Source organism: Corynebacterium sp. MSK019 (assembly GCF_030232425.1).
GTDB classification, from domain to species: Bacteria; Actinomycetota; Actinomycetes; order Mycobacteriales; family Mycobacteriaceae; genus Corynebacterium; species Corynebacterium jeikeium_D.
In genome coordinates this window covers 1-24208 of the sequence record NZ_JASPJT010000005.1, presented here as the reverse complement: position 1 = coordinate 24208, position 24208 = coordinate 1, and the positions used below count along the sequence as shown (strand labels likewise).

The following is a 24208-nucleotide window of genomic DNA, read 5'->3' as shown; positions in this document are numbered from 1 at the left end:
TGTGGGCCTCAGGTCTTGCCTCAAAAGAGTAACAACCCTGGGTTGATATCTATTAACTTCGACCCTACTCCGCTTTACATAGTTTTGACAAGGTAGTAAATCAAGCTCAAATTTCACATTTGGGGATAGCCTGGATTGCCTGTGGACAACCGCATGCAACCTATTTCGCGCTCAGTGCGGAAGCCGTAAGGTGGCAGCTATGAGGATTGGAGTTTTAGGTGTAGGAGCTGTCGGCGGCTGGTTTGGCGGTCGCCTCGTGCAAGCGGGTTATGATGTCGTCTTTCTCGCCCGCGGCGAGACTCTGACACGTCTTCGTGAGGTGGGGCTCACGCTTATCGACGAGCACGGGGAACGCAGCATTATCCCCGTCAAAGCAGCCGACAATTGGGGTGAACTCACTGCCGATGGCGTCGACGTCGATGTTGTGATTGCGGCAACCAAGGCGCTGCCGGGCAACGATCCTTTCCCGCAAGTTCCGGCTGGTGCAGCAGTGGTGACCACCCATAACTCGGTGGAAATCCCTTATTTGGCAGCGGGGCGGTTCGGTGAGGACAAGGTGTTCCCGGGTGTTATCCGCGGTTTCTTTATCCACACTGGCCCGGCAGAAGTCACCTTCCGACCAGGACCGATGAGCCTGAACATCGGCACATTCGATGACTCCACTAATGACCTGGTCGGGGCAGTTATCGAGGCATTGCACATGGCTGGGCTCGGTGGCGAACAGCTCCCGGATATCTGGGTCGATATCTGGGCAAAAGCGATGTTCGTGGCTAACCTCGGTGCCCTAGGTGCCCTGGCTGATAGTCCGATTGGTTACTTGCGTTCGGAAATGCGCGACAGCTTGACGCGGATGTTTGAAGAAACCGAGGCAGTCGGTCGAGCCTGCGGCGTTGCGCTGCCAGAGGACATCGTGTCGCGGACCTTGGCCTTTACTGATGATCAAGGGTACGACAACACCTCGTCGATGCAGCGCGACTACACCGCGGGACTTACCAATGAGCTCGATGCCCAGATTGGCGCAATCCGCCGGATGGGGCAGAAGGCGAAAGTGGAAACGCCGACGCTGGATCTGGTGTATGGCGCTCTGGTTGGGCGTCAACACAAGCATAAGAATTAAGAGCTGCGGTGCTCAGCTAAGTCAAACCGGAATTGGGGGATTGGAAAGACTGATGAAAATTGGATCGGACTACACGGAAAACAATGGGCTCATCATCGGTGAGGATGGATTGGCTCGACCGGTATGGGCTGCTCACAGTGAGCTGCTGAGAGAGTACTACGACACCGAGTGGGGGATGCCGGTGCGCGATGAGCAAGGACTATTCGAACGGCTCAGCCTGGAGGTATTTCAGGCGGGGTTGTCGTGGGAGACAGTGCTGAAGAAGCGGCCCGCGTTTCAGGAAGCCTTCGCGAACTTCGACCCCGATGCGGTTGCTGATTTCGATGACGAAGATGTCGAAAGATTGATGAATGATGAACGAATCATTCGGAATCACAGGAAGATTACCGCGGTAATCAATAACGCCGCGGCGACGATTGCTCTGCGTGAAAACGGCGGCTTAGCCGAGTTGATGTGGTCGTTTAAACCGGAGAAGTCTCCCGAGCCACGTTCAATCGAAGAGGTGCCCAGCTACTCCGAGGAGTCCAAGGCGCTTGCCAAGGCATTGAAGAAAGCTGGTTTTAAGTTCGTAGGCCCCACCACGGTCTTTGCATCAATGGCTGCCGTGGGGATTGTCGATATCAACATTGTTGGCGCACATCGGCGCGGTGCCTCTGGCGTTTTTGGCTAGGGGAAAGGGGGATTTAACTAGCTAGGGGGAAAGAAAAGAGCGTGCCACCCGGCACGCTCAAAATCTTTCGGTTCGTGTAGAACTACTTGTTCTCGTAGGAGTCGGAGTAGTTCTGGCCGTCCTCAGAGGTCCACTTCATGGTGTCCTTAGTGAACGGCTGCTCCCAGCCGTTTTCAATCTCGGACTCCGGAGCGGTCGGCAGACCAATCTCGTTTTCCAGTGCGCCGTTGGCAACCCAGGTCTCGCGAATCTTACCAATCAGCGGCTGTGCACCGTTGGTCTCCGGGGACTCAACGAAGGTGACGTTCTCGTATTCAGCGGCAACTGCGTCGCCGACCTTCTTAGCGGACTTGAACTCGCCAGCCTCAGAATCGTACGGGGAGGTGAAGGAAGAAGCTGCCTCGGTGATGGACTCAGGCAGGTCAGCCTCTGCCACATCCTCGCCAGCAGCGTCGCCCAGACCCAGACCGTTCATAGCCTCGCCGGCCTTGTCCTTAGCGCCATCAGCAGCCTCGCCGGCCTTGTCCTTAGCGCCGTCCATAGCGTCGCCAGCCTTATCAGTGGCGTCGGTTGCTACCTGGCCAGCCTGATCCTTGGCGTTGTTAGCAGCATCCTGTGCATCATCGGAAGAACATGCAGCCAGGCCGCCGAGTAGGGCGGCGGAGCCGACGATTGCGGTAGCGATACGGGTCATCTTCTTGTTCTGCATTTCAAAACCACTTTCTTGAGAGCTAACTAAGTTACCTATTCAATTATTGGCATCTTCCACTATTCGCCAGAATTAAATTCAAAGAGAAATTGACAATTCTTTTGAATATCAGGCATTGGAAGAGGGCGTGGCTTTAAAGCCGTACAGAAGGAACACTAGGTAATTCTGAGGCTTGCGCAAGTCAAATAGCGTGAATCTGTGCACTCTATGCACTATTTGTTACCGAATTTGCGTGATTGCGAAATTGGAATAGTGCTGGTGAGGGCGTTGCGAGTAACGGAAAGGTATCAATCTTATTAAGCTTGACGTTTATTGCTTATTTTCTTTCCCTGCGGGGTTGGAGCCGCGAGCATCGTCGTCAAGCGTGTACTCGCCATCTGGCAGGACGAACCAGGCCAAGAGGTAAAGAGCTAGGAACCCAGCGCCAATCTTCCAGCCAATCATCGATCCAACGCAGGGAAGGATGATGTAGACCATTCGTGTGAAAGTGATATCCCAGCCTTGGCTTTCCGCGATTCCTGCGAGGACGCCACCGAGGAGGCGGTCATTACGCGAGCGGTAAGTTTTCTTGGTGGACTTTTCGGGAGCGGCGTCGCTCATCAGATAAAAACTCCAAGGTATGGCTATTTAGGCATTTTTCGGTCGACCGCGCTTATACGTAAGTTTCCTTCGGCATGATAATCCATGCTGCGAGGTAGAGAAGAAACTGCGGACCAGGCATCAGGAAAGACGCGACAAATATAACGCGCAGCAAAGTCGCATCCCAGTTGAAATACTCAGCGAATCCACCGAGCACACCTGCAACCATTTTGTTATTGGTGGAACGGGTCAGTGACTTGTTGTTCATAACAATCAAGGGTAGCCCTGATCCGTCTAGTTCGCAGTGGTGCTAGCTCTACTAAATGTGCCGACTAAAAAGTATGCCCCAGCTAAAAACACCGCTACCCCAAGACGGTTAGGTGGGGTAGCGGTGTGGGCGTCGTCAAGCGAGCTTTACGGGGCGAATGCTAGCAGTCGTAGTAGAGCTCGAACTCCTGCGTCGTCGGGCGCAGACGTGCCGGCATAATCTCCTGCTCGAACTTGTAGCGGATATGCGCGTCGATGAGATCCTGTGTGAAGACATCGCCGGCAAGCAGGAACTCGTGGTCCTCTTCCAGCGCCTTCAGCGCACCCTCCAGCGAATGCGGGACGGTGGGGACGTCCTTGAGTTCCTCTGGTGGCAGCTCGTAGAGATCCTTGTCAATCGGCTTGCCAGGCTCGATGCGGTTCTTGATGCCGTCGAGACCAGCCATCATTGCGGCGGTGAAAGCCAAGTACGGGTTGCCCGACGGGTCCGGAGCGCGGAACTCGATGCGCTTGGCCTTCGGGTTTGCGCCGGTAATCGGGATTCGGATGGCGGCCGAGCGGTTCTCCTGGCTGTAGACCAAGTTGACGGGAGCCTCGAATCCCGGAACCAGGCGGTGGTAGCTGTTCATTGTCGGGTTGGTGAAAGCCAGGACTGCACCGGCGTGCTTCAAGATGCCGCCAATGTAGTAGCGCGCCATGTCGGACAGGCCACCGTAACCGTTTTCATCGTGGAATAGTGGCTTGCCATCCTTCCACAGTGACTGGTGGATGTGCATACCAGAGCCGCCATCGCCGGCCAACGGCTTCGGCATGAAGGTAGCGGACTTCTGGTTGAACTTGGCGGTGTTCTTCACCACGTACTTGAAAGTCTGCATGTCATCGGCGGCGTGCAGCAGGGTATTGAAACGATAGTTAATCTCCTGCTGACCGCCGGAGCCCATCTCGTGGTGGGAGCGCTCAACATGGAAGCCAACATCCTGCAGGTGCTCGCCGATTTCGTCACGAAGATCCTGCATGTGGTCATACGGAGCAGTAGGGAAGTAGCCGCCTTTGGTGCGCACCTTGTGGCCGAGGTTGCGCGATCCGTCCGGGTTTACCTTCACACCGGAGTTCCACCAGCCCTCAACCGAGTCCACCTCGTGGAATGACTTGTTTGAACTGGAGTCGTAGCGGACGGAGTCGAAGATGTAGAACTCTGCCTCAGCGCCAAAATTACAGGTATCGGCGAAGCCCAGTTCGTTCAGGTAGTTCTCGGCCTTACGGGCAATATTGCGCGGGTCGCGGCTAAATGGCTCGCGGGTGTGCGGGTCATGGACGAAGAACTTCATGTTCAGCGTCTTCGATTTGCGGAACGGGTCGATGAAAGCCGTGTCCAGGTCGGGCAGCAGCATCATGTCGGAGTTATCCACCGAGGTGTAACCCGCAATGGACGATCCGTCGAAGGCAAGGCCCTCGTAAGCGGAGTCCTCATCAAACTCGGATACCGGAACGGTTAGGTGCTGTTCGATGCCGGGAACGTCGGTGAACTGGACGTCTACCCAGCGAATGTCATTGTCCCGGATGTATCGTTGGATTCCTTCCGGAGTTGTCTGGTCACTGCTGGGTTTGAACTTACCCATTGGTAAAACTCGCCTACTTCGCGTCTAGCTTGTTGAGCTTACTAATCGTGTTGTCGAACTTACTGGTCACTACTACTTCAGCAGCGGAACATCCCACAGGTTCAGCTTGGTGCCGATGCCCTTTGCCAGGGCGTTGTCGTAGACATCGGTGGCCCAGGCGACGTCCTCGACTGGCATGCCTCCGATGGAGTAGCAGAAGATTTCCTCGTCGTTCTGGCGACCCGGAGCCTTACCGGAAGCGATATCACCAATGTTGACAAGCTTCTCGGCGGGAAGGGTGCCCTCTTCCTTCATGTCCCACCAGCGGTTACCCGGAATACCGAGCAAGCGCTCATAGGTCACGTCTGGGCCGTTCTCGTTGAACCACTCTTCGTACAGGCCGGTGTAGTCAACGACGAGGTTGCAGTCGTCGGAACGCACGAAGTCGTCGTCGAGGCGTGCAGCGGCCGGCATGAGCAGCAGCGCGCCGGGCTTCAGATACTCCTTCTTGAAGTACGGGAAACCGGCCGGACCATCGGAGGAAGTCGAGGTGCCGGCGATGAGGATGTCGGAGTCGCGGATGGCCTCTTCTTCGGTCTCGACGATACGGACCTCTTCCAGCTGCGGGAACTCGTTCTTAATCCAATCGACAGCCTTCTGAGTCGAGGCCTGGGAGCGGCCCTTGACCTTGACCTTCTTAATGCCCGGACGCTGCGACATGGCAGAGCCGAGAATGGTGCGGCTCATAACACCCGGGCCAATGATGCCAACGACCTCGGCGTCTTCGACGGCAAGGTGCTTGACGCCGACACCCGGAACAGCGCCAGTGCGGTATGCCGACAGGAGGTTTGCCGACATGACAGCCTTCGGGGCACCCGTAATTGCATCGTTGAGAATGAACAGGTGGATCGAACGTGGCAGGTCGTTCTGGCGGTTATCGGCATTGGAGCCGTACCACTTCACACCTGCGCCGTTGAAGCGACCACCGAGGTAAGCGGGCATTGCCATGAAACGACGGTCAGGGCCATTTGCCGGCATACCCTCATGGATTGGGTTATCCGGGAAGTTGATCTGGGCACCGTGGGAGTTAGCGGAAGCACCGGCCATGCGGTAGTCGCCGTCAGCCAGCAGAATCAGGGTTTCTTCCATGGTCTCAACACACTTGGCGAAATCCGTGACACCAGCTTCAACCATGTCCGGTTCGCTGAGGTAGAGAAAATCAATGCGAGTTGAGTTTTCTGGGTTGGCAGCGTTTTCGTTAGTCAAGAATGCTCAAATCCTTCTTAATGTTCATCGGCCACCCTATGCGGCGGCTCTGCTTAAGAAATTCCAGATGCATGCTCTCCAGAATCAATCAAATCGCCTCGGCGTGGGCTCTCGAGTCGCCATTTCCGAGGGGTATGGCGTACCACCATACGGAAAAACCACAGCGTAGGGGCGTTTACGCAGTTTTCAGCACGACATTCCCGCTTTACGACGGTCACAGCGACAGAGCCCAACTTCCGTCAATAAGTTGCCCGTAATAACTACTTCGACATGCACAATTGATACTTTTTGAGAACGATTACAGATGAGTGAATTATCCTCCCACGCATCAATGTTTATGAACTTTGTCACATGTCATTAAGTTGCGACACATTTCTGGTTCAACGGGCGTGATTGCCTGGCGTCCTACCTTCGCAGCATGCCCCATCCGCTCTTGGTGTCCGCCCCCTTGCGGTGTCCCTCGCATCCGTCCCTCGTGTTGTCCCTAGCGCCCCTCGCACTTATGGCCAGTTTTCTGGCACTATCGATGATTTTCCTTCACTTATCGACGATTTTTCGTCACTTATCGACGGCTGTCCGGCACTTATGCGCACGGTATCCTCCCCACCCTGTCACTTGTCGATGCGCTGTTCACTTATGGCCACGATATAGCGCATCGACAAGTGAATATTGCATCGATAAGACTGGGGCGGAGAGTGTGCAACTCTACTCGTGCAGGGGTCGCGGCCCTTTTGTGGTGGTGTATGACCCTGTTCAGGGGAGTGGCCCGGAACCGCGCACAAATTCGTGCTCACATACGCGCGCGTATGCGGGCCCAGGCGCCCGCAGCCAGCATGACCGCAATGAAAAACCGCCTGACCACATTAACTGTGGTCAGGCGGCATCTAACAAGCTCGTTGGGCGGCCATGAGGAGCAATGGGGGGTGCTTGCTGTGGCCGTCGTGAAGCGAAAACTTTAGCAGTCGTAGTACATTTCGTATTCCTGCGGAGTCGGGCGCAGGCGAACCGGTTCGATCTCGTTTTCGTACTTGTAGTCGATGTAGGTCTGGATGAGGTCCTCGGTGAAGACATCGCCCTCGAGCAGGAACTCGTGGTCATTGCGCAGGGCCTCGAGTGCGGCCTCGAGAGAGGTCGGAGCCTGCGGGATGTCGGCAGCTTCCTCCGGCGGGAGCTCGTAGAGATCCTTGTCGACCGGAGCGTGCGGCTCGATGCGGTTCTTCACGCCGTCCAGTCCGGCCATCATCATGGCAGCGAAGCCAAGGTACGGGTTGCCCGACGGGTCCGGGGCGCGGAACTCGATGCGCTTTGCCTTCGGGTTGGAGCCGGTGATCGGAATGCGAACAGCGGCAGAGCGATTGCGCTGCGAGTAGACCAGGTTGATCGGAGCCTCGAAGCCCTTGACCAGGCGGTGGTAGGAGTTCAGGGTCGGGTTGGTGAAGGCCAGTACCGCACCTGCGTGGTGCAGGATGCCGCCGATGTACCAGCGAGCGATGTCCGACAGGCCTGCATAACCGGCCTCATCGTGGAACAGTGGCTTGCCGTCCTTCCACAGCGACTGGTGAGCGTGCATGCCCGAGCCGTTGTCGCCAGCCAGCGGCTTCGGCATAAAGGTGACGGACTTGCCCTCTTCCCAGGCGGTGTTCTTGATGATGTACTTGAAGGTTTGCAGGTCGTCTGCAGCGTGCAACATCGTGTTGAACTTGTAGTTGATCTCCTGCTGGCCACCAGTGCCGACCTCGTGGTGGGCGCGCTCCAGGTCGAAGCCGGCGTCAGCGAGCTTCAGGCACATCTTGTCGCGCAGGTCCTGGTAGTGGTCGTACGGAGCGGTAGGGAAGTAGCCGCCCTTTAGACGGGTCTTGTAACCCAGGTTTGCAGAGCCGTCCGGGTTCTGGTCCTTGCCGCGGTTCCACCAGCCTTCGATGGAATCAACTTCGTAGAAGCCGCGGTTGGTGTCGGTCTCGAACTTGACGTTGTCGAAGATGTAAAACTCCGCCTCAGCGCCGAAGAAGCAGGTGTCGGCGATGCCGGTAGAGATGAGGTATTCCTCCGCCTTCTTCGCGACGTTACGCGGGTCGCGGGAGAACGGCTCGAGGGTAAACGGATCGTGGACGAAGAACTTGACGTTCAGGGTCTTTGCCTTGCGGAACGGGTCAATGCGCGCGGTGCTCAGGTCGGGCAGCAGTGCCATGTCGGACTCGTCGATGGAAGTGAAACCACGAATCGAGGAACCGTCGAATGCCAGGCCTTCGGCCATCGCGTCCTCGTCAAATGCGGATGCCGGGATGGTGAAGTGCTGCTCGATGCCGGGAACATCCGTGAAGCGGACGTCGACGAACTCGACGCCCTCTTCCTTGATATACGCGACTACTTCCTCGGGAGTTTTGAAGGACATGTGCGGTCTCCTTAGTTGGCCTTGTTTAGTACGCAGTAGGGAATTCTTGCACGATGTTTCGTGCACCTGCCGCGCTGTCAAGGACTGGCCGGTTGACGCCTTCAAGCTTAACGAACCACGCATTCATTCTGGAATTAGAACCACGAATTTCTGGCATGGTGCGTGAGAAATTCGCCAATACGGAACAGGTTACGCAAATAGGGAGCAGGTTATCTATTTGTGGAAACAAGGCAATACCCTGCGCATTCATGTCACACACGCTTTACGACGCGCCTTTAGCTCCCGTGCTGATAAGAAAATGGAAAAGGCGACGCAACATCGCCCCCGGATTACCCCCGCACGCGCTGAATGGCTGTCCCAGCCCGTGATTTGATAGCCGGATTGCTGCATTAGACTATGAACACATGGAAGAAAAGCACAGTTGGCTAGATGGCCCTCAGATTCCGGGAGAGTTCGATAATCCGGACAAGCTCTCGGACTATCCCGGCCAGGCATTGGGTCTTGCCCCCGATGGCCCAGGATCGCAAGCGACGTTGATGCGTCGCGTCGGCGGCATTCTCATTGACTGGATTATTTCCTTGATGATTGCCGGCGCTTTTTCGATGTTCTTCGGCCCGAGCGAGGCGCAGATTGACCAGTTCGGGGATTCGTTTATCGCCTGGCAGTCATTCCTTGCGACCTATTCGCCAGTTGTCTTCCTCATTATTGGCACGGTGTCGGTTTGGCTGTTCGCCCGCACTCCGGGCCAGTGGATGATGAAGATGGGTGTCGCTCGCGTGGACAAGCCCGGCGAGCGAGTTGGCTTTGTTCGTGCCTTCTTCCGCAGCTTGCTTACTCTTTTCTTGCTGCCGCCAGCAATCACCGACTCGGATATGCGCGGCATGCACGACCGTGCCACTGGCACGGCCGTCATTTTGGGTTAGCGCTATAGCACCAACACGACCAGGACCTGGGCGAGAATAATCTTCATGATCATGGCCATTGGATACACCGTTGTGTATCCCATTGCCGGCAACTCGTTCTTGGCCTGGTCGTTGACGTATGAGAGCACTGCCGGGTGAGTCTGCAAGCCCGAGAGGATACCCGCAGTTTGGCCGAATGGAATCTTCAGCACACGGTGACCGACAATGAGGGTCAACAGTGCGGAGCTAAACGCGATGATGGCGGCAAGACCCAGAACTGTCAGTGATGCCGGGTCAGACAACGCAGCCTGGAATCCCTTACCGGCAGTGGTGCCGATACCTGCCAGGAACAGTGCTAGACCCATGGTGCGGAACGCCAGGTTGGCCGAGTAGGGGATAGGCCAGACCAACGGGCCAGTGCGACCGACAGCACCCAGAATCAGCGCCACAACCAGTGGACCACCAGCGGATCCCAGGGCGAGCGAGCTGCCGCCCGGAAGCGGAATCTTGATGAGACCCACCAAGACACCCAGCGTAAGCCCAAGGGTGAGGGGCAAGAGGTTGACGTCGGAAAGCTTCTTGTAGGAGTCGCCGAAGAACTTTGTTGCGTCCTTGATTTTCTCTGGCGGTGCAACTACGCGGACGCGATCACCAAGCTCTAGGCGCATGTTTGGCTCTGCGACGATGTCGTGGTCGCCGCGGCGAATACGCGTAATGATTATGCCGTCCATGCGAGTCTGAAGTTCCGCAATGGGTACACCGACCACGTCAGATGCAGAGACGAAGATGCGACGGAAGTCCAGGCGACCGTCGTGTGTCGGATCACCCGGCATAAGCTCGCCAATGTACTCGGCGGCACGAGCAATTTCTTCCTCTGTACCGACGACGGAAATAATATCGCCGACGGAGACAGTGTCACCCGGAGACGGAATGTAGAGGTGGCCCTTGTACTCAATGCGCGAAACCGTAATGTCCAAACCGAACTTCGACGGAAGGTCAGTGATGGAAGGCAGGTCGTCCTTGAGAATCTTGATGTCCCGAGTATGTAGCGGAAGCGCGGCGACACCTGCGTCAATAGCTTCCTGGTCGTGATCGACGCGGAAGACCTTCGACATAATACCGATAGAGGCAATCACTGCCAGCACGCCGATTGGGTAGGCCAGGGAGTAACCAATCACCGGCATATCGTGGGCAGCGGCCAGCTCGCCCTTATCCGAAATGAGGCTAGGAAGAGCATCGACGATTGCGGCCATAGCCGGGGTGTTGGTCAGGGCGCCTGTGAAGGCGCCTGCGCCCTCCACCGGGTCGATAGGCAAAAACTTGATCAGCAAGAAAGACTCGATAGTGACAACTGCGAGCACACCAATGCCGAACAGGTTGTGCTTGATACCGCGCGAGCGTAACGAGCTGAAGAACTCGGGGCCCGCCTCCAACCCGATGGTGTAGACGAATAATGCCAGGCCCACGATGTAAATCAACGGGGAGATTTGAATTTCCGGCTCAATAGTCGCGAGGATAAGGCCGACGAAGAGGACGGCAGCCACGCCAAGCTTGAAGCCGAAGATCTTGATCTGGCCAATTGCCAGGCCAAGAAACAAAATCACTAGAAGCGCTAAGAGTTCATTTTCAGCCAAGAGTTGCACATATCCCATGGTGGCACAACTAGCAGTAATCTTCATTAAGCATTGTTTCCAGCAAGGATACGACCTTTGCTGACAGCGTGATAAGTGAGAGCAATCACTTCAACAAGACATCAATAACTGTGTGTGAAGACATGGCTTTAGGCATCGTTTTAAAGCTTTAAAGCACAAAAAAAGGGGGCCCGAAAGCCCCTTTTTTCTGCTTCAACCTAGATTGCCCCTCGGTGGGTTGCCCGAGCAACCGACCCTGGTGAAACCTAGCTAAAACCTCTAGTGCTTCTTGCCGCGATTGGCGGCACGGCGCGCACGACGGTTCATGCCGGCCTGTGGGTTAGCGCCCTTCGGCATTGGACCCTTGGGCATGTTCGCGCGCGCATCGCGAATACGGTCCATCGACTGGATGCGCTCATTCAGAGCGTTAGCCTGATCCTTATTCAGGTTGCGCGGCAAACGCATGAGTTCGCGCTGCAGCTTCTTCGGCGGGACCTGGCCCTCGTCGCTACCAGCAATCATGTCGTAAATCGGAGCTTCGCCCGCAATGCGTGCCAGCGACTTCTTTTCACGAGCAATCATCTGCTTGACGCGGTTCGGATCACCTTCACCGACCAGCACAACACCGGCGTTACCAATAACACGGTGAACAGCATCCATGTGCTGATTAGCGACAACACCGGTCTTGACGTGCCAGACATAGCCAACGCCCTGACGCATATTGTCCAGCGTCCACGCTGCAGCGCCGGCCTGGCCTTCCGCCTCTGTGTAGAAGGAGGCCTCAAGACGCTTAGAGAAGATGTACATCGCGACCATAAAGCCGATCGAAATACCAATAATCGTCAGAATCCAGGGCCAGACTCCACCAATGAGCAGACCAATCAGTAACAGCAGGATGATCGGACCGAAGAAGCCCAGTGCCATGTAAGGCACGAGCTTGTTGTCCCGCGAGCGCTGCAGCTTAAACGCCTGCCACATCTGGCTACGAGTCTGCTTACGCTGAGCGCGCTTGGCGGCGCGGTTCGCCTTCTTCATTTCTTTCGCATCATTGGTCGCCATAATCACCAACTTTAGGGCATGCGATGTAGTTTTAGGCAATAGACCGCGCCGTAGCGCCGTTTCGCTTTACGACGGCGCTGTGGCCGTCAGCCTCTAGGAAGCCGGAATAGCCGAAGTGACTGGCGTATCCTCCGATGCGCCATAGCGGTCAAGCAGAGTCGAGGCTTCCTGAAGCGCGAGGTTGTTGTCGTTGTCGTCGGCAAGCGCGGACAGATGCGCAGGCAGCTCCTGACCGCGGTGCGCCAGTGCGCGGGCGTAGAGCCGTCCAGCGCGGTAGGAAGAGCGGACCAGCGGGCCGGACATGACGCCGGCAAAGCCCATCTCTTCAGCGGTCTTGGAGAGCTTGACGAACTCCTCCGGCTTAACCCAACGTTCAATTGGATGGTGCAGTGGAGTGGGGCGGAGGTACTGAGTGATTGTCAGAATATCGCAGCCGGCATCGTGCAAATCTTGCATAGCGGAGATGATCTCGTCGTAGGATTCGCCCATGCCCAGGATGAGGTTGGACTTGGTAACTAGCCCAGCTTCGCGAGCGCGAGTGATGAGTTCCAAGGAACGCTCGTAGCGGAATGCGGGGCGGATGCGCTTGAAGATACGCGGCACCGTTTCCACGTTGTGGGCGAAAACCTCGGGCTTGGCGTCGAATACCTGCTGTGCTGCAGATTCGTCGCCACGGAAGTCATCGACAAGGAGCTCGACTCCGGTATTCGGGTTGAGTTCGTGGATCTGGCGGCAGGTCTCAGCGTAGAGCCAGGATGCACCGTCGGGCAGATCGTCGCGGGCGACACCGGTGATAGTGGCGTAACGAAGACCCATCTCGCGGACGGATTCCGCAACACGACGCGGCTCATCCTTATCCAATGGGTCGGGCTTGGCTGAGTTAATCTGGCAGAAGTCGCAGCGGCGGGTGCACTTATCGCCGCCGATGAGGAAGGTGGCCTCGCGGTCTTCCCAACATTCGTGAATGTTCGGGCAGCCAGCCTCCTGACAGACCGTGTGCAAAGAGGCACCCGAGACACGGTTTTTCATGTCCTTGTAGCTGGGGCCCGGACGAACCTGGTTGCGAATCCACCGGGGCTTGTTCTCGATAGGGGTCTCGGCATTTCGTGCCTCGACGCGCAGTAACTTACGTCCTTCTGGCTTAACAGTCACAGTTTCATCCTACTCTTTTGTTGATGAGTACTCGAATATGCCGGTGGTGGAGTTGTGCTTCACCCGGTGTGGCAGGTCCTTCGTGGGGTCGGGCGCGGAGCCGAAGGAATGGTCGGCAACGGTCAAACGGCCTTCCAAAGCATCTTGCAAATCTGCCAGAAGCGGCTCTGTCATCTCTGACACGCTAACATTTCGGTCAAGCTCCCGGGATAGGGTGGTCACTCCAGCATCGGAGATGCCACACGGGATGATGTAGTTGTAGAACTCCATAGAGTTGTCGCAGTTCAGACTGAGTCCGTGCATGGTTACACCATGGGTCACGCGGATTCCCAGTGCCGCAATCTTTCGGTCGCTCAGTCCGTTTGATGCGGGAACCCATACCCCCGAGCGGCCATCGATGCGCCCAGCAGCCGCGATGCCGGCTCGGCGAACGGTTTGAATGAGGGCTTCTTCCAGTCTGCGGACGTAGTCCACCACATCGACCGGCTGAGCGAGCTTGATGATGGGATACATCACAAGCTGGCCCGGGCCGTGCCAGGTGATGCGGCCACCGCGGTCGACATCGACGACCGGCAACCCATTGGTAGGACGGTCCTCCGGCTGGGTGCGCTTTCCTGCTGTGTAAAGACTCGGGTGCTCAAGCACGAGAACCTGATCTGGAATTAGGTCTTTCGCACGCTTGGCAGCAAGGTCTGCCTGTAGGTGCCAGGTCTCTTCGTAGTCGACAAGGCCGAGATGTTGAATCTCGATGTCGGAGCTTGATTCCCGAATGGATTTATCTGCGCGAGTAAAAGGTTTTCTTGGGGCAGTCATGGTGGCCTATAGGATACGCCGAAATTCTGTAGGCCTCAGATTACTTGTTACTTGGATAGCGCCAAACTTACTTGGATAGCGCCAGACGTAAAAATACCCCGGTGGTCACTAGAAAGTGACCACCGGGGTAAAAGTGGCGTGCTTTTGTGGGCTTAGCCGAAGACGACGCGGAGGATGGAAACGGTGATTGCCGAGATACCTGCAGCGGCCGGAAGGGTAATAACCCAGGCCAAACCAATCGGCTTCATCAGGTTCCAGTTAGCGGCACGGTTAACGATACCGACACCGAGAACGGCACCAATCAGAATGTGGGTGGAGGAAACCGGCAGACCCAGCAGGGAAGCAATCATAACGACCACAGCAGCGGAAAGCTCTGCGGCAAAACCCGATGCTGGGTGGATCTCAGTCAGGCCGGATCCGACGGTCTTGATAACGAAGCGGCCGATAAACCACAGACCGGAGATGAGAGCGACACCCATGGTGGTCATGACTGCCAGCGGGACGCCGGACTCGGAAGAGATCTCGTTGGTACGGAGAACATCCAGAATTGCCACGAACGGGCCAAGCGCGTTAGCGATGTCGTTCGAGCCGTGGGAGAAAGCGAACGCAGCAGCGGTGAAGACCTGCATCCAGCTGAACAGCAGGAAGGTGGAACGATCCAAATCCTGACGCTTCAAAGTACGCGCGAAGATGTAAACGGCAAGCCACACTGCGGTGGCGATCATGCCCATAATCAGGAAGTTGTCCAGGCTGGAAAGCCCTAGGTGAAGGTTCTTCAGACCCTTGAACAGCATCATCGCGGAGATGACAATAGAGCCCAGGGCTGCTAGACCCGGAACCCAAGCTTCCAGCGCACGGTGAGCGCGGACATCATCAACCTTGGATTCGATGTGGACGAGCTTGCGGAAGTACTCAGACTCCAGGTCATCCGGATTCCAGTCGTTGTCACGCATCGTCGTAGCGTCGCGAAGCATCGCGTTGGTGTACGAGATCTGATCGTGCTCAGGGAGCTTTTCGAAGTCGTCGCGGTGCTGCGCCTTGAGGTCCGCCTTTTCCTGGTGGATGGCCTGCAGCTGCTTGGAAGCCTTGTCGTTGTAGACGAGAATCGAGTTCTTAATGCCGCCGAACAGGAGGAACGCGACCAAACCGCCGAGGAGCGGAGAGAGGACCCAGGAAACGGCGATCTGACCAATCTGATCCCACTGGACCATGCTCCAGCCACCCTTGCCGGTGATGAAACCGACCGTCAGTGCGGCACCGACGATACCGCCGACGATGGAGTGGGTAGTGGAGACTGGCCAACCCATGCGGGTGGCAACGAGGAGCCACACTGCCGCGCCGAGAAGCGCGGACATCATGATGAAGGCGAACTCCATCGGGTCCAAACCGTGGATTGCGTTCAGGTCCACAATGCCGGAACGGACGGTGTCAGTAACCTCGCCACCAGCGAGGACGGCGCCCGAAACCTCAAAGACTGAAGCGACAACAAGCGCCTGCTTCATGCTCAGGGTGCCGGCACCGACTGAAGTACCGAAGGAGTTAGCAACGTCGTTACCGCCGATGTTGAACGCCATGAAGACGGCGAACGCGATGGTAATCAGAAGGATTGCCGTATTTGCCTGCGGGCCCACAAAGTCATAAGCCCAGAAGACAAAAATTACGATGTTGATTGCGAGAAGCCCGCCGAAGAAGAGGTGCCACCACTTATCTGAGGAGCTCGATTGCTCAGATGATGTGGTCCCGGTCGACGAACTAGTATTCGCTGGAGCCGAGGACATGCTCCACCTTTCTAAGTTACGTACAGAGAGCAAAAATAGGCACGCCAAAGAAGCCTGCTGTCTAATGATTTCTTAGATTGGTAAAGGCTAATTGCTAACTAGGTGACGGCGAGGTTAACAAATAATGAATTTAATTATCGCTATCTTCAGCTCTCGTCGGTGTAGCTGAAAGCGATAGCCGGAACTGTGTGCGGGGGTGTGTGGTGTTCTCGCATTTCGGCAGGACAAAAAGTATGCGCATTTGCTACTTGCAGCTTTGCTTTCGGTTCGACCCTCCCGCTGTCTGCTAATGGCTTAACGGCGCAATAACAGCACGTTAATTCTTTGTGCCGATGGAGCCTTTGCTAGCTATGTGTGGCTACGTGAAATCTGAGCACTAGCCAAGAATAGGGGGCCTGCGCATTTGAAGGAATCGCTGATTAGGTTCAACTGCGGGACGAATGCGGCAAAAGAAATACCCGCGTCAGCCGCAAAGTGCGACTAACGCGGGCAGGGAAGAGGCAGAACCTCCTGCTAGCAAGCCAGCTAGATTCCCGCGGCGCTACTACCCCAGGAGGGGAGCAAGCTGCTTAGAGCTGCAGATCCGATTCGAAGTTAGCAACCTCGAGGCGGTCAACAACGGTCGTCATGAAGCGACCTGCATCAGCGCCGTCGATCAGGCGGTGATCGTAGGTAATTGGCAGGAAGACCATGGCGCGAATACCAATGGCATCTGCCTCATTCTCGGTGACGACTACTGCGCGCTTCTTAATCGCGCCGGTGCCGACCATTGCGGCCTGCGGCGGAACCAGAATCGGAGTGTCGGTCAGAGCGCCCTCGGAGCCGATGTTGGTAATGGTGAAGGTGCCGCCGGACAGGTCGTTCGGGGTCAGCTTGTTGTTGCGAGCGCGGTCTGCGATGTCCGCAATAGCAGCAGCCAGCTCCGGCAGGGACATATCCTGAGCGTTGTGGATGACCGGGGAGAGCAAACCACGCTCGGTATCGACAGCGATACCCAGGTTGACCTGCTCGTGGTAGGTAATCTCCTTGGTCTCTTCGTTCCAGGAAGCGTTGACGTTCGGGTGGCTGACCAGAGCCTCAACGATTGCCTTTGCAAAGAATGGCAGGAAGGTCAGCTTTGCGCCGTGCTTCTTCTCGAACTCAGCCTTCTTAGTAGCGCGCAAATCCCAGATGGCAGTCATATCGGCCTCGTGGACCTGGGTCAGCTGTGCGGAAGTCTGCAGAGACTCGAGGGTCTTGGCAGCGGTGATCTCGCGGATGCGGTTGACACGCTGGGTGGTGCCGCGCAGCTCAGCGAGCTCAGGGCGAACGCCCTTGGTGGACCAGTTGGAGCCGGACTCAGCAGTAGTCTCCTGGCCGCCCTCGGCAGCGCGCAGAACATCCTGCTTACGAATGCGGCCGCCGATTCCAGAGCCCTCGACCTTAGTCAGGTCAACGCCGTGCTTGTCAGCCAGCTTGCGGACCAGCGGGGTGACGTAAGGAACGTCCTTGTTAGCGGAAGGCTTGGATTCAGCCTTCGGAGCCTCAGCCTTCGGAGTCTCCTTCTTCGGCTCTTCCTTCTTCGGCTCCGGCTTGGACTCTGCCTTCGGCTCTTCCTTCTTTGGCTCCGGCTTGGATTCAGCCTTTGGAGCTTCCTTCTTCGGTGCAGCCTTCTTTGGCTGGCCACTGCCAACGCGAGCGATGACCTCGCCGACGTCAACAGTGTCGTCTTCGTCGTAGAGGACCTCGAGCAGGGTGCCTGCGACCGGGGAAGGAATTTCGGTGTCGACCTTGTCGGTGGAAACCTCGAGCAGTGGCTCGTCGACCTCGACGGTGTCGCCGACCTTCTTCAGCCAGGTGGTGATGGTGCCTTCGGTGACGGATTCGCCGAGCTCCGGCATCTCAACGTCAGTAGCGTCGCCAGCGTCAACGTCAGTGGAGTCTTCCTCAGTCTCCTCGTTAGCCTTTACTGGCTCCTCGTCCTTCTCGACTGCGGCAGATGCCTCCTCGGCCTCTTCCTTGGCGGCCGGAGCAGCGTCTGCATCGCCAACGCGAGCGATGACTTCGCCGACGTCAACGGTGTCGTCTTCGTCGTAGAGGACCTCGAGCAGGGTGCCTGCGACCGGGGAAGGAATTTCGGTGTCGACCTTGTCGGTGGAAACCTCGAGCAACGGTTCGTCGACCTCGACGGTGTCGCCGACCTTCTTCAGCCAAGTGGTAATCGTGCCTTCGGTGACGGACTCGCCGAGCTCCGGCATCTCAACATCAGTAGCGGAACCGGAGGCAGCCTTCGGTGCTTCCTTCTTTGGCTCTTCAGCGTCTTCCTTCGGAGCCTCTTCCTCGGTCTCCTCAGCGGAATCGTCAGTGCCTTCCGGCTCTTCGCCCGGCTCGCCGACCTTTGCGATGACCTCGCCAACATCGACGGTGTCGTCTTCTTCAAAGAGAATCTCGGTGAGAACACCGGCGACCGGAGATGGAATTTCGGTGTCGACCTTGTCGGTGGAAATCTCGAGCAACGGTTCGTCGACCTCGACGGTGTCGCCGACCTTCTTCAGCCAGGTGGTAATGGTGCCTTCGGTAACTGATTCACCGAGCTCCGGCATCTCAATAGAGGTCGCCATGTTTGTGCACTCCTCGAAAAGTTAAGAAATCTCGTTTTAAGACGGTTATTACAAATTAGCTTACAGGTTGAAAACTCTGCTTGCCCCGTGGGCTGCGCCCGCTTTCGACTGGTGCTTGGAATAGCTCATTCCAGCCATGATTCCAGCCGGGCGGGACGCAGTCGGATGACCGGCTACTTCGTTGCCAAATCCTCAATCACAGAGAACATCGTCCGAACCGGAACACCAGTGCCCCGCTTCGGGGTATAACCATACTCCCCGGTGGTGTTGAAGGCCGGACCGGCAACGTCGATGTGAACCCATTCAACATCCTCGCCAACGAATTCGCGCAGGTATGCAGCTGCAACGCTCATGCCACCAAGGCGAGAGTTCGTGACATTCCGCAGGTCAGCTACCGGCGACTTCAGGGCCTCTGCTAGCTCAACTGGAATCGGCATTGCCCAACCATTTTCACCAATGCTCTGAGACAGCTCTGCAACACGGTCACGGAACTCGTCGTTACCCAGGATGCCCGGGGTGCGCTCGCCAAGAGCGACTAGCTGCGCACCGGTCAGGGTAGCGGTGTCAATCAGGTGAGTCGGCTTGTCTTCGCAGGCGCGGACAATGGCGTCTGCGAGTACGAGGCGGCCCTCAGCGTCGGTATTCAGAATCTCAATGGTCTTACCGCCGTACTGCGTAATGACATCGCCCGGACGGTACGCCTTACCACCCGGCATGTTCTCCGCCATTGGAACAGTTGCGGTCACCGGGGTGGATACGCCTAGGCGAGCAGCCAGGACGACTGTGGCAATAACAGCCGCAGCGCCGCCCATATCGGAGATCATGTTCTCCATGCTGGCGCCCGGCTTCAGCGAAATACCGCCGGTATCAAAGGTGATGCCCTTACCGACCAGTCCCAGCGAATTCTCTGCCGACTCATCGCCCTTCCAAATCAGGCGCACCAGGCGCGGCCCGCGCGAGGATCCACCACCCACGGCATTGAGGCCTCCGAAACCGCCGGCGCGCAGAGCGTCGTCGTCAAGCACCTCGACCTCGAGCCCCGCGTCACGGCCTAGCGCTGCAGCAGCGTCAGCAAACGTCTCGGGGTAGAGGTGCGACGATGCTGTATTGACGAAGTCACGCGCGGTGGCAACGGCATCCACAATCGCTGCAGCGCGCTTTACGACGTCGTCATCAGCGCCCAACACAACCACCTTCTGGGTGGCCTCGTTGCTTTCTTCGTCGCTCTTCTGACCGGAGTAAGCGTAAGCGCCCAGCGCAAAGCCCTCGGCTGCAGCCTGCGGATCGATGGCGCCGAGAGTGTTAAAGACCACCTTGGCCTTGGTCATACGGCGCGCAGCGGCGCCGCAGGCACGGCGGATGTCCTCGGCATCCAGATCCTCAGAACCCACGCCAACGCCCGTGACACTGTCGACATCCAGGCCAGCAGGAGCCGGGATGGTGGTCACGGACTCGGACTTAGCGCTGGCGGAGACTGCCTCAAAGGAGGCGAGCAGCTGCTCTGCAACCGAACCGATGGCCTCGGGTGCGACCAGCTCGAGGCCATCCTCGCCGTCGATAAGCGCGACGAGAACCGCGTCGGCGTCCGCGGGCAGAGAGTTGTCGGCAGCGATGACCACGCGAGTGCCGATAGCCGGCAGGTAATTGGACAAAATAGCGGCGTTGCGAGAGGCGCCGAGCTGTGCCGAATCATTGTTAGCGGGGACTGACATGTAGTTGCATCTCCTTGTAGTCGTACTATGTGGTACACCACCGTATCCCTATTTGCCGGTTCGTGTCCTTCACCCCTGGACAGCGGACTGACGAGCCAGCGCCACGACTATTGGAATGTACCCGCGCCTAGTGCCCGCGACGCTGACATTGCCCTGACTAACACGGTCTTTCGGGGGCGAGTATTGATACGACTCGATCCTCGACGGTTTAGGATGAAAGACATGTCTGCTTTGGAATTTGCAATCGAACGTAACCCGAATCCACTCTCTGATGCCGAGCGCGAGGAGATTTTGGCCAACCCTGGTTTCGGTAAGCACTTCACCGACCACATGGTCCGAATTGACTGGACTGCAGACAAAGGCTGGCATGGCGCCAAGCTGCAGGCATACGGTTCGATTGAAATGCAGCCGTCTTCTTCGGTCCTGCATTACGGGCAGTCGATTTTTGAGGGACTGAAGGCGTATCGCATGCCGGATGGTTCCATTGTTACTTTCCGCCCGGAGCAGAACGCTCGTCGCTTCCAGCGCTCCGCTGACCGCATTGCAATGCCGCAGCTGCCGGAGGAGACCTTCCTCGAGGCAATCCGCCTGCTGGTTGAAGCCGATGCAGCATGGGTGCCGCCAGCTGGTGGCGAAGAATCCCTGTACCTGCGTCCAATCATGTTCTCCACCGAGAGCACCCTGGGCGTGCACCCGTCGAACTCTTACACCTTCCTGCTCATCGCTTCACCTGCCGGCGCGTACTTCTCCGGTGGCATTAACCCGGTGACCGTGTGGATCTCCCACGAGTACGTGCGTGCCGCGCCGGGCGGCACCGGTGCTGCGAAGTTCGCAGGTAACTATGCAGCTTCGCTGGCGGCTCAGCAGCAGGCAGAGGAAAAGGGCTGCGACCAGGTTGTGTGGCTGGACGCTGTCGAGCGCAAGTACATCGAGGAGATGGGCGGCATGAACCTGGCGTTTATCTACCCGGATGAGAATGCTGACGCTGGTGTTCGGCTGGTGACTCCAGAGCTGTCTGGTTCGCTGCTGCCGGGCATTACTCGGGCATCGCTGCTGCAGGCTGCTCAGGATCTGGGCATGAATGTCGAGGAGCGTCGCATTTCCACCGAGGAATGGAAGAATGATGCCACCTCCGGTGTTATGAGCGAGGCATTCGCCTGCGGTACTGCTGCAGTCATCACCCCGGTCGGTTTTGTGAAGTCCGCTGAGGGCGAGTTCGAGATCAACGGCGGCGAGACCGGTGAGTGGACTATGAAGCTGCGCGAGCGGCTGACCGGTATCCAGCACGGCGAGGTTGAGGATACCCACGGTTGGATTTACAAGCTCGTTGAGGCTTAGTTTCGGCGTAGGTCGGCTAAGAAAAATTTAATAGTGGTTACTAGAATTAGTACTTTCGCAGCCCCTGTTCAGTATTCGCTGTTCAGGGGCTGCGTTTTTGCTTTGCTGGCTCCCCAACGGCTGTGCGATTTTCTCATGGTTCATGAATTGTTCAGGCGGCATTTGTTTAGCCGTTAAAAACACCTCTAGCGTGACCGGGGTCACTGTGAAAAACTACCAACACGATTGATTTTTGTAGTTGGGAAAACAGTTTGAGGCGCTGTGATGGTGGTAGTTCAAGACTTTTTTAAAGATAGTTTTTCGTCAAGTAGTTCAAAGCGCCTAAGGGTAACCATCGTTGTCACTCTGTTGTTGGCTGCGTGGACGATTGGGTTTAGTGCGATTCCGGCTCCGGTGGCGGCAGCCCAAGATTCGCCTTCGCCGTCCGGGGTGGAACAGCCCGCTCCTACGGGCGAAGGGGGTACGGGCGAAGCAAAAGCAGAGCTAATCATGGATCTGTCTGGTTCGATGCTTGCCGACGACGCCGGAGGCACCCGCCTCGATGCGGCAAAGCGCGCATCCACGGAGCTGATTGACTCCCTCCCGGATGATGCGCTGCTTGGCATGCTGGTTTATGGCCAGCGCGAATCCAGTGATGAATCCAACCGCGAACGTGGTTGCCAGGACATCGAGGTGCTGTCGCCTGTCCAAAAGGTCGACAAAGAAGGCCTGAAGAGCAGGATTGCCGGGTTGGAAGCTCAGGGCTATACGCCGATCGGCAATGCACTGCGTAAGGCGGCTGATGAGCTTGGCCCAGACGGTGAGCGGTCAATTATTTTGGTCTCTGACGGTATCGACACCTGCGCGCCGCCACCGGTGTGTGAGGTTGCGAAGGAACTGGCAGGGCAGGGTGTTGGCCTGACGATTCACACAGTGGGCTTCAAGGTCGATGAAGAAGCTCGCGCTGAGCTGGAGTGTGTTGCGCAGGTATCCGGTGGACAGAGCATGACTGCGGACGATGCTACCCAGCTTGCAGACCACATGAAGTTCTTGACTCAGCGGTCAGTGCAGGGCTACGAAACCACGGGTACTCCTTTCGAGTTCTCCGAGACTAAGGAAGGCGCGAAATGGCTCGGCGAGGGCAAGTACCAGACGACGCTGGTGCCAGAGGTTGCCCAGCACGATCGCACCCCGCTCTACTACCGAATCGCAGTGCCGAAGGGACACAACGCGATTGTTACCTCAAAGGTGTTAGCGAATATCGATGCTGAGGGTAAAGGCCAGCAGGATGTCCGAACTGAAGTTGACGAAATCATCAATGAAACTGGCGGAAAATGCCAGGACGACGGTCGTATGGGGTCGCTGACTGGCGCCGAAGCTAGTGCCGATTCGTGGACTCCAACTTCGGCTGATGCAAGCATTCTTGCATGGGATAGTGACCGCATCGAATCCAGTTGCGATCAAACCAAGTGGCTCGTCGCAAATAACGTGTGGGTCTATGACGGTGATTCAGTAGCGGACTATCGTGATGAACCGGTGAAGGTCGAGGTTAGCGTCCAGTTTGAGCCAGTCCTGAAGAAGCAGGATGCTGGCAAGCTAAATGAGGGGCGGTCTTCTTCGACCGGCGACAAAGCCTACAAAAAGGCCACTTTTGGAGAGGCCAAGCCCGTAAACGGTGGCAATAACGCAGCCCAAGCGCCGGAAGTTAAATCTGGGGATACCATCTCTGACACAATCGTGCCCGGTGAACAGAAGTTCTACAAGATCCCTGTCGAGTGGGGTCAGCGACCAGTGATTGCTGCCCGCACTGGAAATTCGGAGCGCGATAATGCCGATTCCATGGGAGTTGCCCTGCTGAATCCGTTCGAGGTTTCCGTTGCGGATGGAACAATGCACTTTTATCAGGATTCCGAGGACCTGAACTTGTCAACAGATCGTCCGGTCGAATACAACAACCGAGAATCTAATGTTGGAGGACGACCTGTAGCCAACGCCGGCTACTACTACGCGACTGTCCGAATGGCTAACTATCGCCCGGATGAAGAGGTCAGTGGCATCGATCAGCCGTTCCAGCTCGCATTCCTCCTGGACAACAAGCCAACTAAGGGGCCTGACTGGCGACCGACTGACAAGAACGGCCCGACTCCATCCGATAAGCCGATTCTGGCCAAGGGAGAGTCGGAACAGGAAACGTCAAAGGACTCGTCAGAAGATGCGTCGAATGAATCTGACTCCTCGGATACGGATTCTCAGGCATCCGCATCCTCGTCGGACATGGAAGATGAGGGCATGAGCCCGTTGGTCATTGGCACCGTTGTAGCAGTGGTCGCCGTGTTTATCGGCATTGCCGGCGCAATCGTCTACCAGAACAAGAAGCGCAAGGAGTAGACAAACCGTAAGATCAGGAAGTTCCTGAGCAGGGGGGGGCAGGGTGGGGAAGGCAGCAAAATTGTGTCCGCTTGGCGTATCGCTGGCGGGCACATTTTTTGCTACTTAGCCGCAAGAACTGACAACTCCAAGAATTATGGGCTGCAGATGTGAAACTGTGTGAGTTTATGACACTTTCAAGCCGGTAGGTTCAGGCGGTGAATGCATCACCACTTTCGACCAGGAGAAGTAGTGAAGCAAACCCGCCGAACGAAATAC

Annotated in this window: 18 protein-coding genes; 5 read left to right on the top strand and 13 right to left on the bottom strand. The window is 56.9% G+C overall.

What is annotated here, in order from left to right; genetic code table 11:
• The first annotated feature begins 199 nt into the window (after window positions 1–199).
• A complete protein-coding gene (locus tag QP982_RS04685) occupies window positions 200–1117 on the top strand; it encodes a 2-dehydropantoate 2-reductase (RefSeq protein WP_048732590.1) in 918 nt (305 codons plus the stop codon).
• 52 nt (window positions 1118–1169) lie between these two features.
• Complete coding sequence (locus QP982_RS04680) at window positions 1170–1787, top strand: DNA-3-methyladenine glycosylase I (RefSeq protein WP_284870262.1); 618 nt, start codon at window positions 1170–1172, stop codon at window positions 1785–1787.
• An 82-nt stretch (window positions 1788–1869) separates the two neighbouring features.
• Here the strand turns inward: QP982_RS04680 and QP982_RS04675 are convergent, their stop codons facing one another.
• The 6 genes from QP982_RS04675 to glnA (QP982_RS04650) all read right to left on the bottom strand — a co-directional run bounded on the left by QP982_RS04675 (window position 1870) and on the right by glnA (QP982_RS04650) (window position 8598).
• Window positions 1870–2496, bottom strand: coding sequence for a hypothetical protein (locus QP982_RS04675; protein WP_049170198.1), 627 nt, complete (start codon window positions 2494–2496; stop codon window positions 1870–1872).
• Window positions 2497–2805: 309 nt separating this feature from the next.
• Window positions 2806–3096, bottom strand: a complete 291-nt coding sequence (locus tag QP982_RS04670; protein ID WP_049170200.1) for a PspC domain-containing protein — start codon at window positions 3094–3096, stop codon at window positions 2806–2808.
• Window positions 3097–3148: 52 nt separating this feature from the next.
• Window positions 3149–3343, bottom strand: a complete 195-nt coding sequence (locus QP982_RS04665; protein WP_048732581.1) for a PspC domain-containing protein — start codon at window positions 3341–3343, stop codon at window positions 3149–3151.
• Window positions 3344–3503: 160 nt separating this feature from the next.
• A complete protein-coding gene (glnA, locus tag QP982_RS04660; RefSeq protein ID WP_048732579.1) occupies window positions 3504–4961 on the bottom strand; it encodes a type I glutamate--ammonia ligase in 1458 nt (485 codons plus the stop codon).
• Between the two features lie 72 nt (window positions 4962–5033).
• Window positions 5034–6206 (bottom strand): ornithine cyclodeaminase family protein, encoded by a 1173-nt coding sequence (locus QP982_RS04655; RefSeq protein ID WP_048732577.1) that lies wholly within the window; start codon window positions 6204–6206, stop codon window positions 5034–5036.
• A 955-nt stretch (window positions 6207–7161) separates the two neighbouring features.
• On the bottom strand, window positions 7162–8598 hold the full coding sequence (gene glnA / locus QP982_RS04650; protein WP_048732575.1) for a type I glutamate--ammonia ligase: 1437 nt from the start codon (window positions 8596–8598) through the stop codon (window positions 7162–7164).
• Window positions 8599–9002: 404 nt separating this feature from the next.
• Here glnA (QP982_RS04650) and QP982_RS04645 point away from each other — a divergent pair, with 404 nt between their 5' ends.
• Window positions 9003–9521 carry an RDD family protein gene (locus tag QP982_RS04645; RefSeq protein ID WP_016423046.1) on the top strand — a complete coding sequence of 173 codons (519 nt, stop codon included), beginning with the start codon at window positions 9003–9005 and terminating at the stop codon, window positions 9519–9521.
• 2 nt (window positions 9522–9523) lie between these two features.
• Here QP982_RS04645 and QP982_RS04640 read toward each other — a convergent pair whose 3' ends face one another.
• From QP982_RS04640 to QP982_RS04610, 7 genes are all read right to left on the bottom strand, one after another.
• Window positions 9524–11143 carry an aspartate:alanine exchanger family transporter gene (locus QP982_RS04640; RefSeq protein WP_172954657.1) on the bottom strand — a complete coding sequence of 540 codons (1620 nt, stop codon included), beginning with the start codon at window positions 11141–11143 and terminating at the stop codon, window positions 9524–9526.
• A gap of 267 nt (window positions 11144–11410) precedes the next feature.
• A complete protein-coding gene (locus QP982_RS04635) occupies window positions 11411–12190 on the bottom strand; it encodes a DUF4191 domain-containing protein (protein ID WP_049170211.1) in 780 nt (259 codons plus the stop codon).
• Between the two features lie 93 nt (window positions 12191–12283).
• Complete coding sequence (gene lipA / locus QP982_RS04630; RefSeq protein WP_049189578.1) at window positions 12284–13342, bottom strand: lipoyl synthase; 1059 nt, start codon at window positions 13340–13342, stop codon at window positions 12284–12286.
• A gap of 9 nt (window positions 13343–13351) precedes the next feature.
• Window positions 13352–14155 (bottom strand): lipoyl(octanoyl) transferase LipB, encoded by an 804-nt coding sequence (lipB, locus tag QP982_RS04625; RefSeq protein WP_049170215.1) that lies wholly within the window; start codon window positions 14153–14155, stop codon window positions 13352–13354.
• A gap of 152 nt (window positions 14156–14307) precedes the next feature.
• Window positions 14308–15933, bottom strand: coding sequence for an inorganic phosphate transporter (locus QP982_RS04620; RefSeq protein WP_284870261.1), 1626 nt, complete (start codon window positions 15931–15933; stop codon window positions 14308–14310).
• Window positions 15934–16502: 569 nt separating this feature from the next.
• Window positions 16503–18533 carry a 2-oxoglutarate dehydrogenase, E2 component, dihydrolipoamide succinyltransferase gene (gene sucB, locus QP982_RS04615; RefSeq protein ID WP_284870260.1) on the bottom strand — a complete coding sequence of 677 codons (2031 nt, stop codon included), beginning with the start codon at window positions 18531–18533 and terminating at the stop codon, window positions 16503–16505.
• A gap of 173 nt (window positions 18534–18706) precedes the next feature.
• Complete coding sequence (locus QP982_RS04610; protein ID WP_284870259.1) at window positions 18707–20245, bottom strand: leucyl aminopeptidase; 1539 nt, start codon at window positions 20243–20245, stop codon at window positions 18707–18709.
• Between the two features lie 222 nt (window positions 20246–20467).
• Between QP982_RS04610 and QP982_RS04605 the strand changes: the two genes are divergently transcribed.
• Together QP982_RS04605 and QP982_RS04600 are read left to right on the top strand one after the other, a co-directional pair.
• Complete coding sequence (locus tag QP982_RS04605) at window positions 20468–21583, top strand: branched-chain amino acid aminotransferase (RefSeq protein WP_016423039.1); 1116 nt, start codon at window positions 20468–20470, stop codon at window positions 21581–21583.
• A 489-nt stretch (window positions 21584–22072) separates the two neighbouring features.
• Window positions 22073–23950: a vWA domain-containing protein gene (locus QP982_RS04600; RefSeq protein WP_070566889.1), complete on the top strand. Its 1878-nt coding sequence runs from the start codon at window positions 22073–22075 to the stop codon at window positions 23948–23950.
• Window positions 23951–24208: the final 258 nt, after the last annotated feature.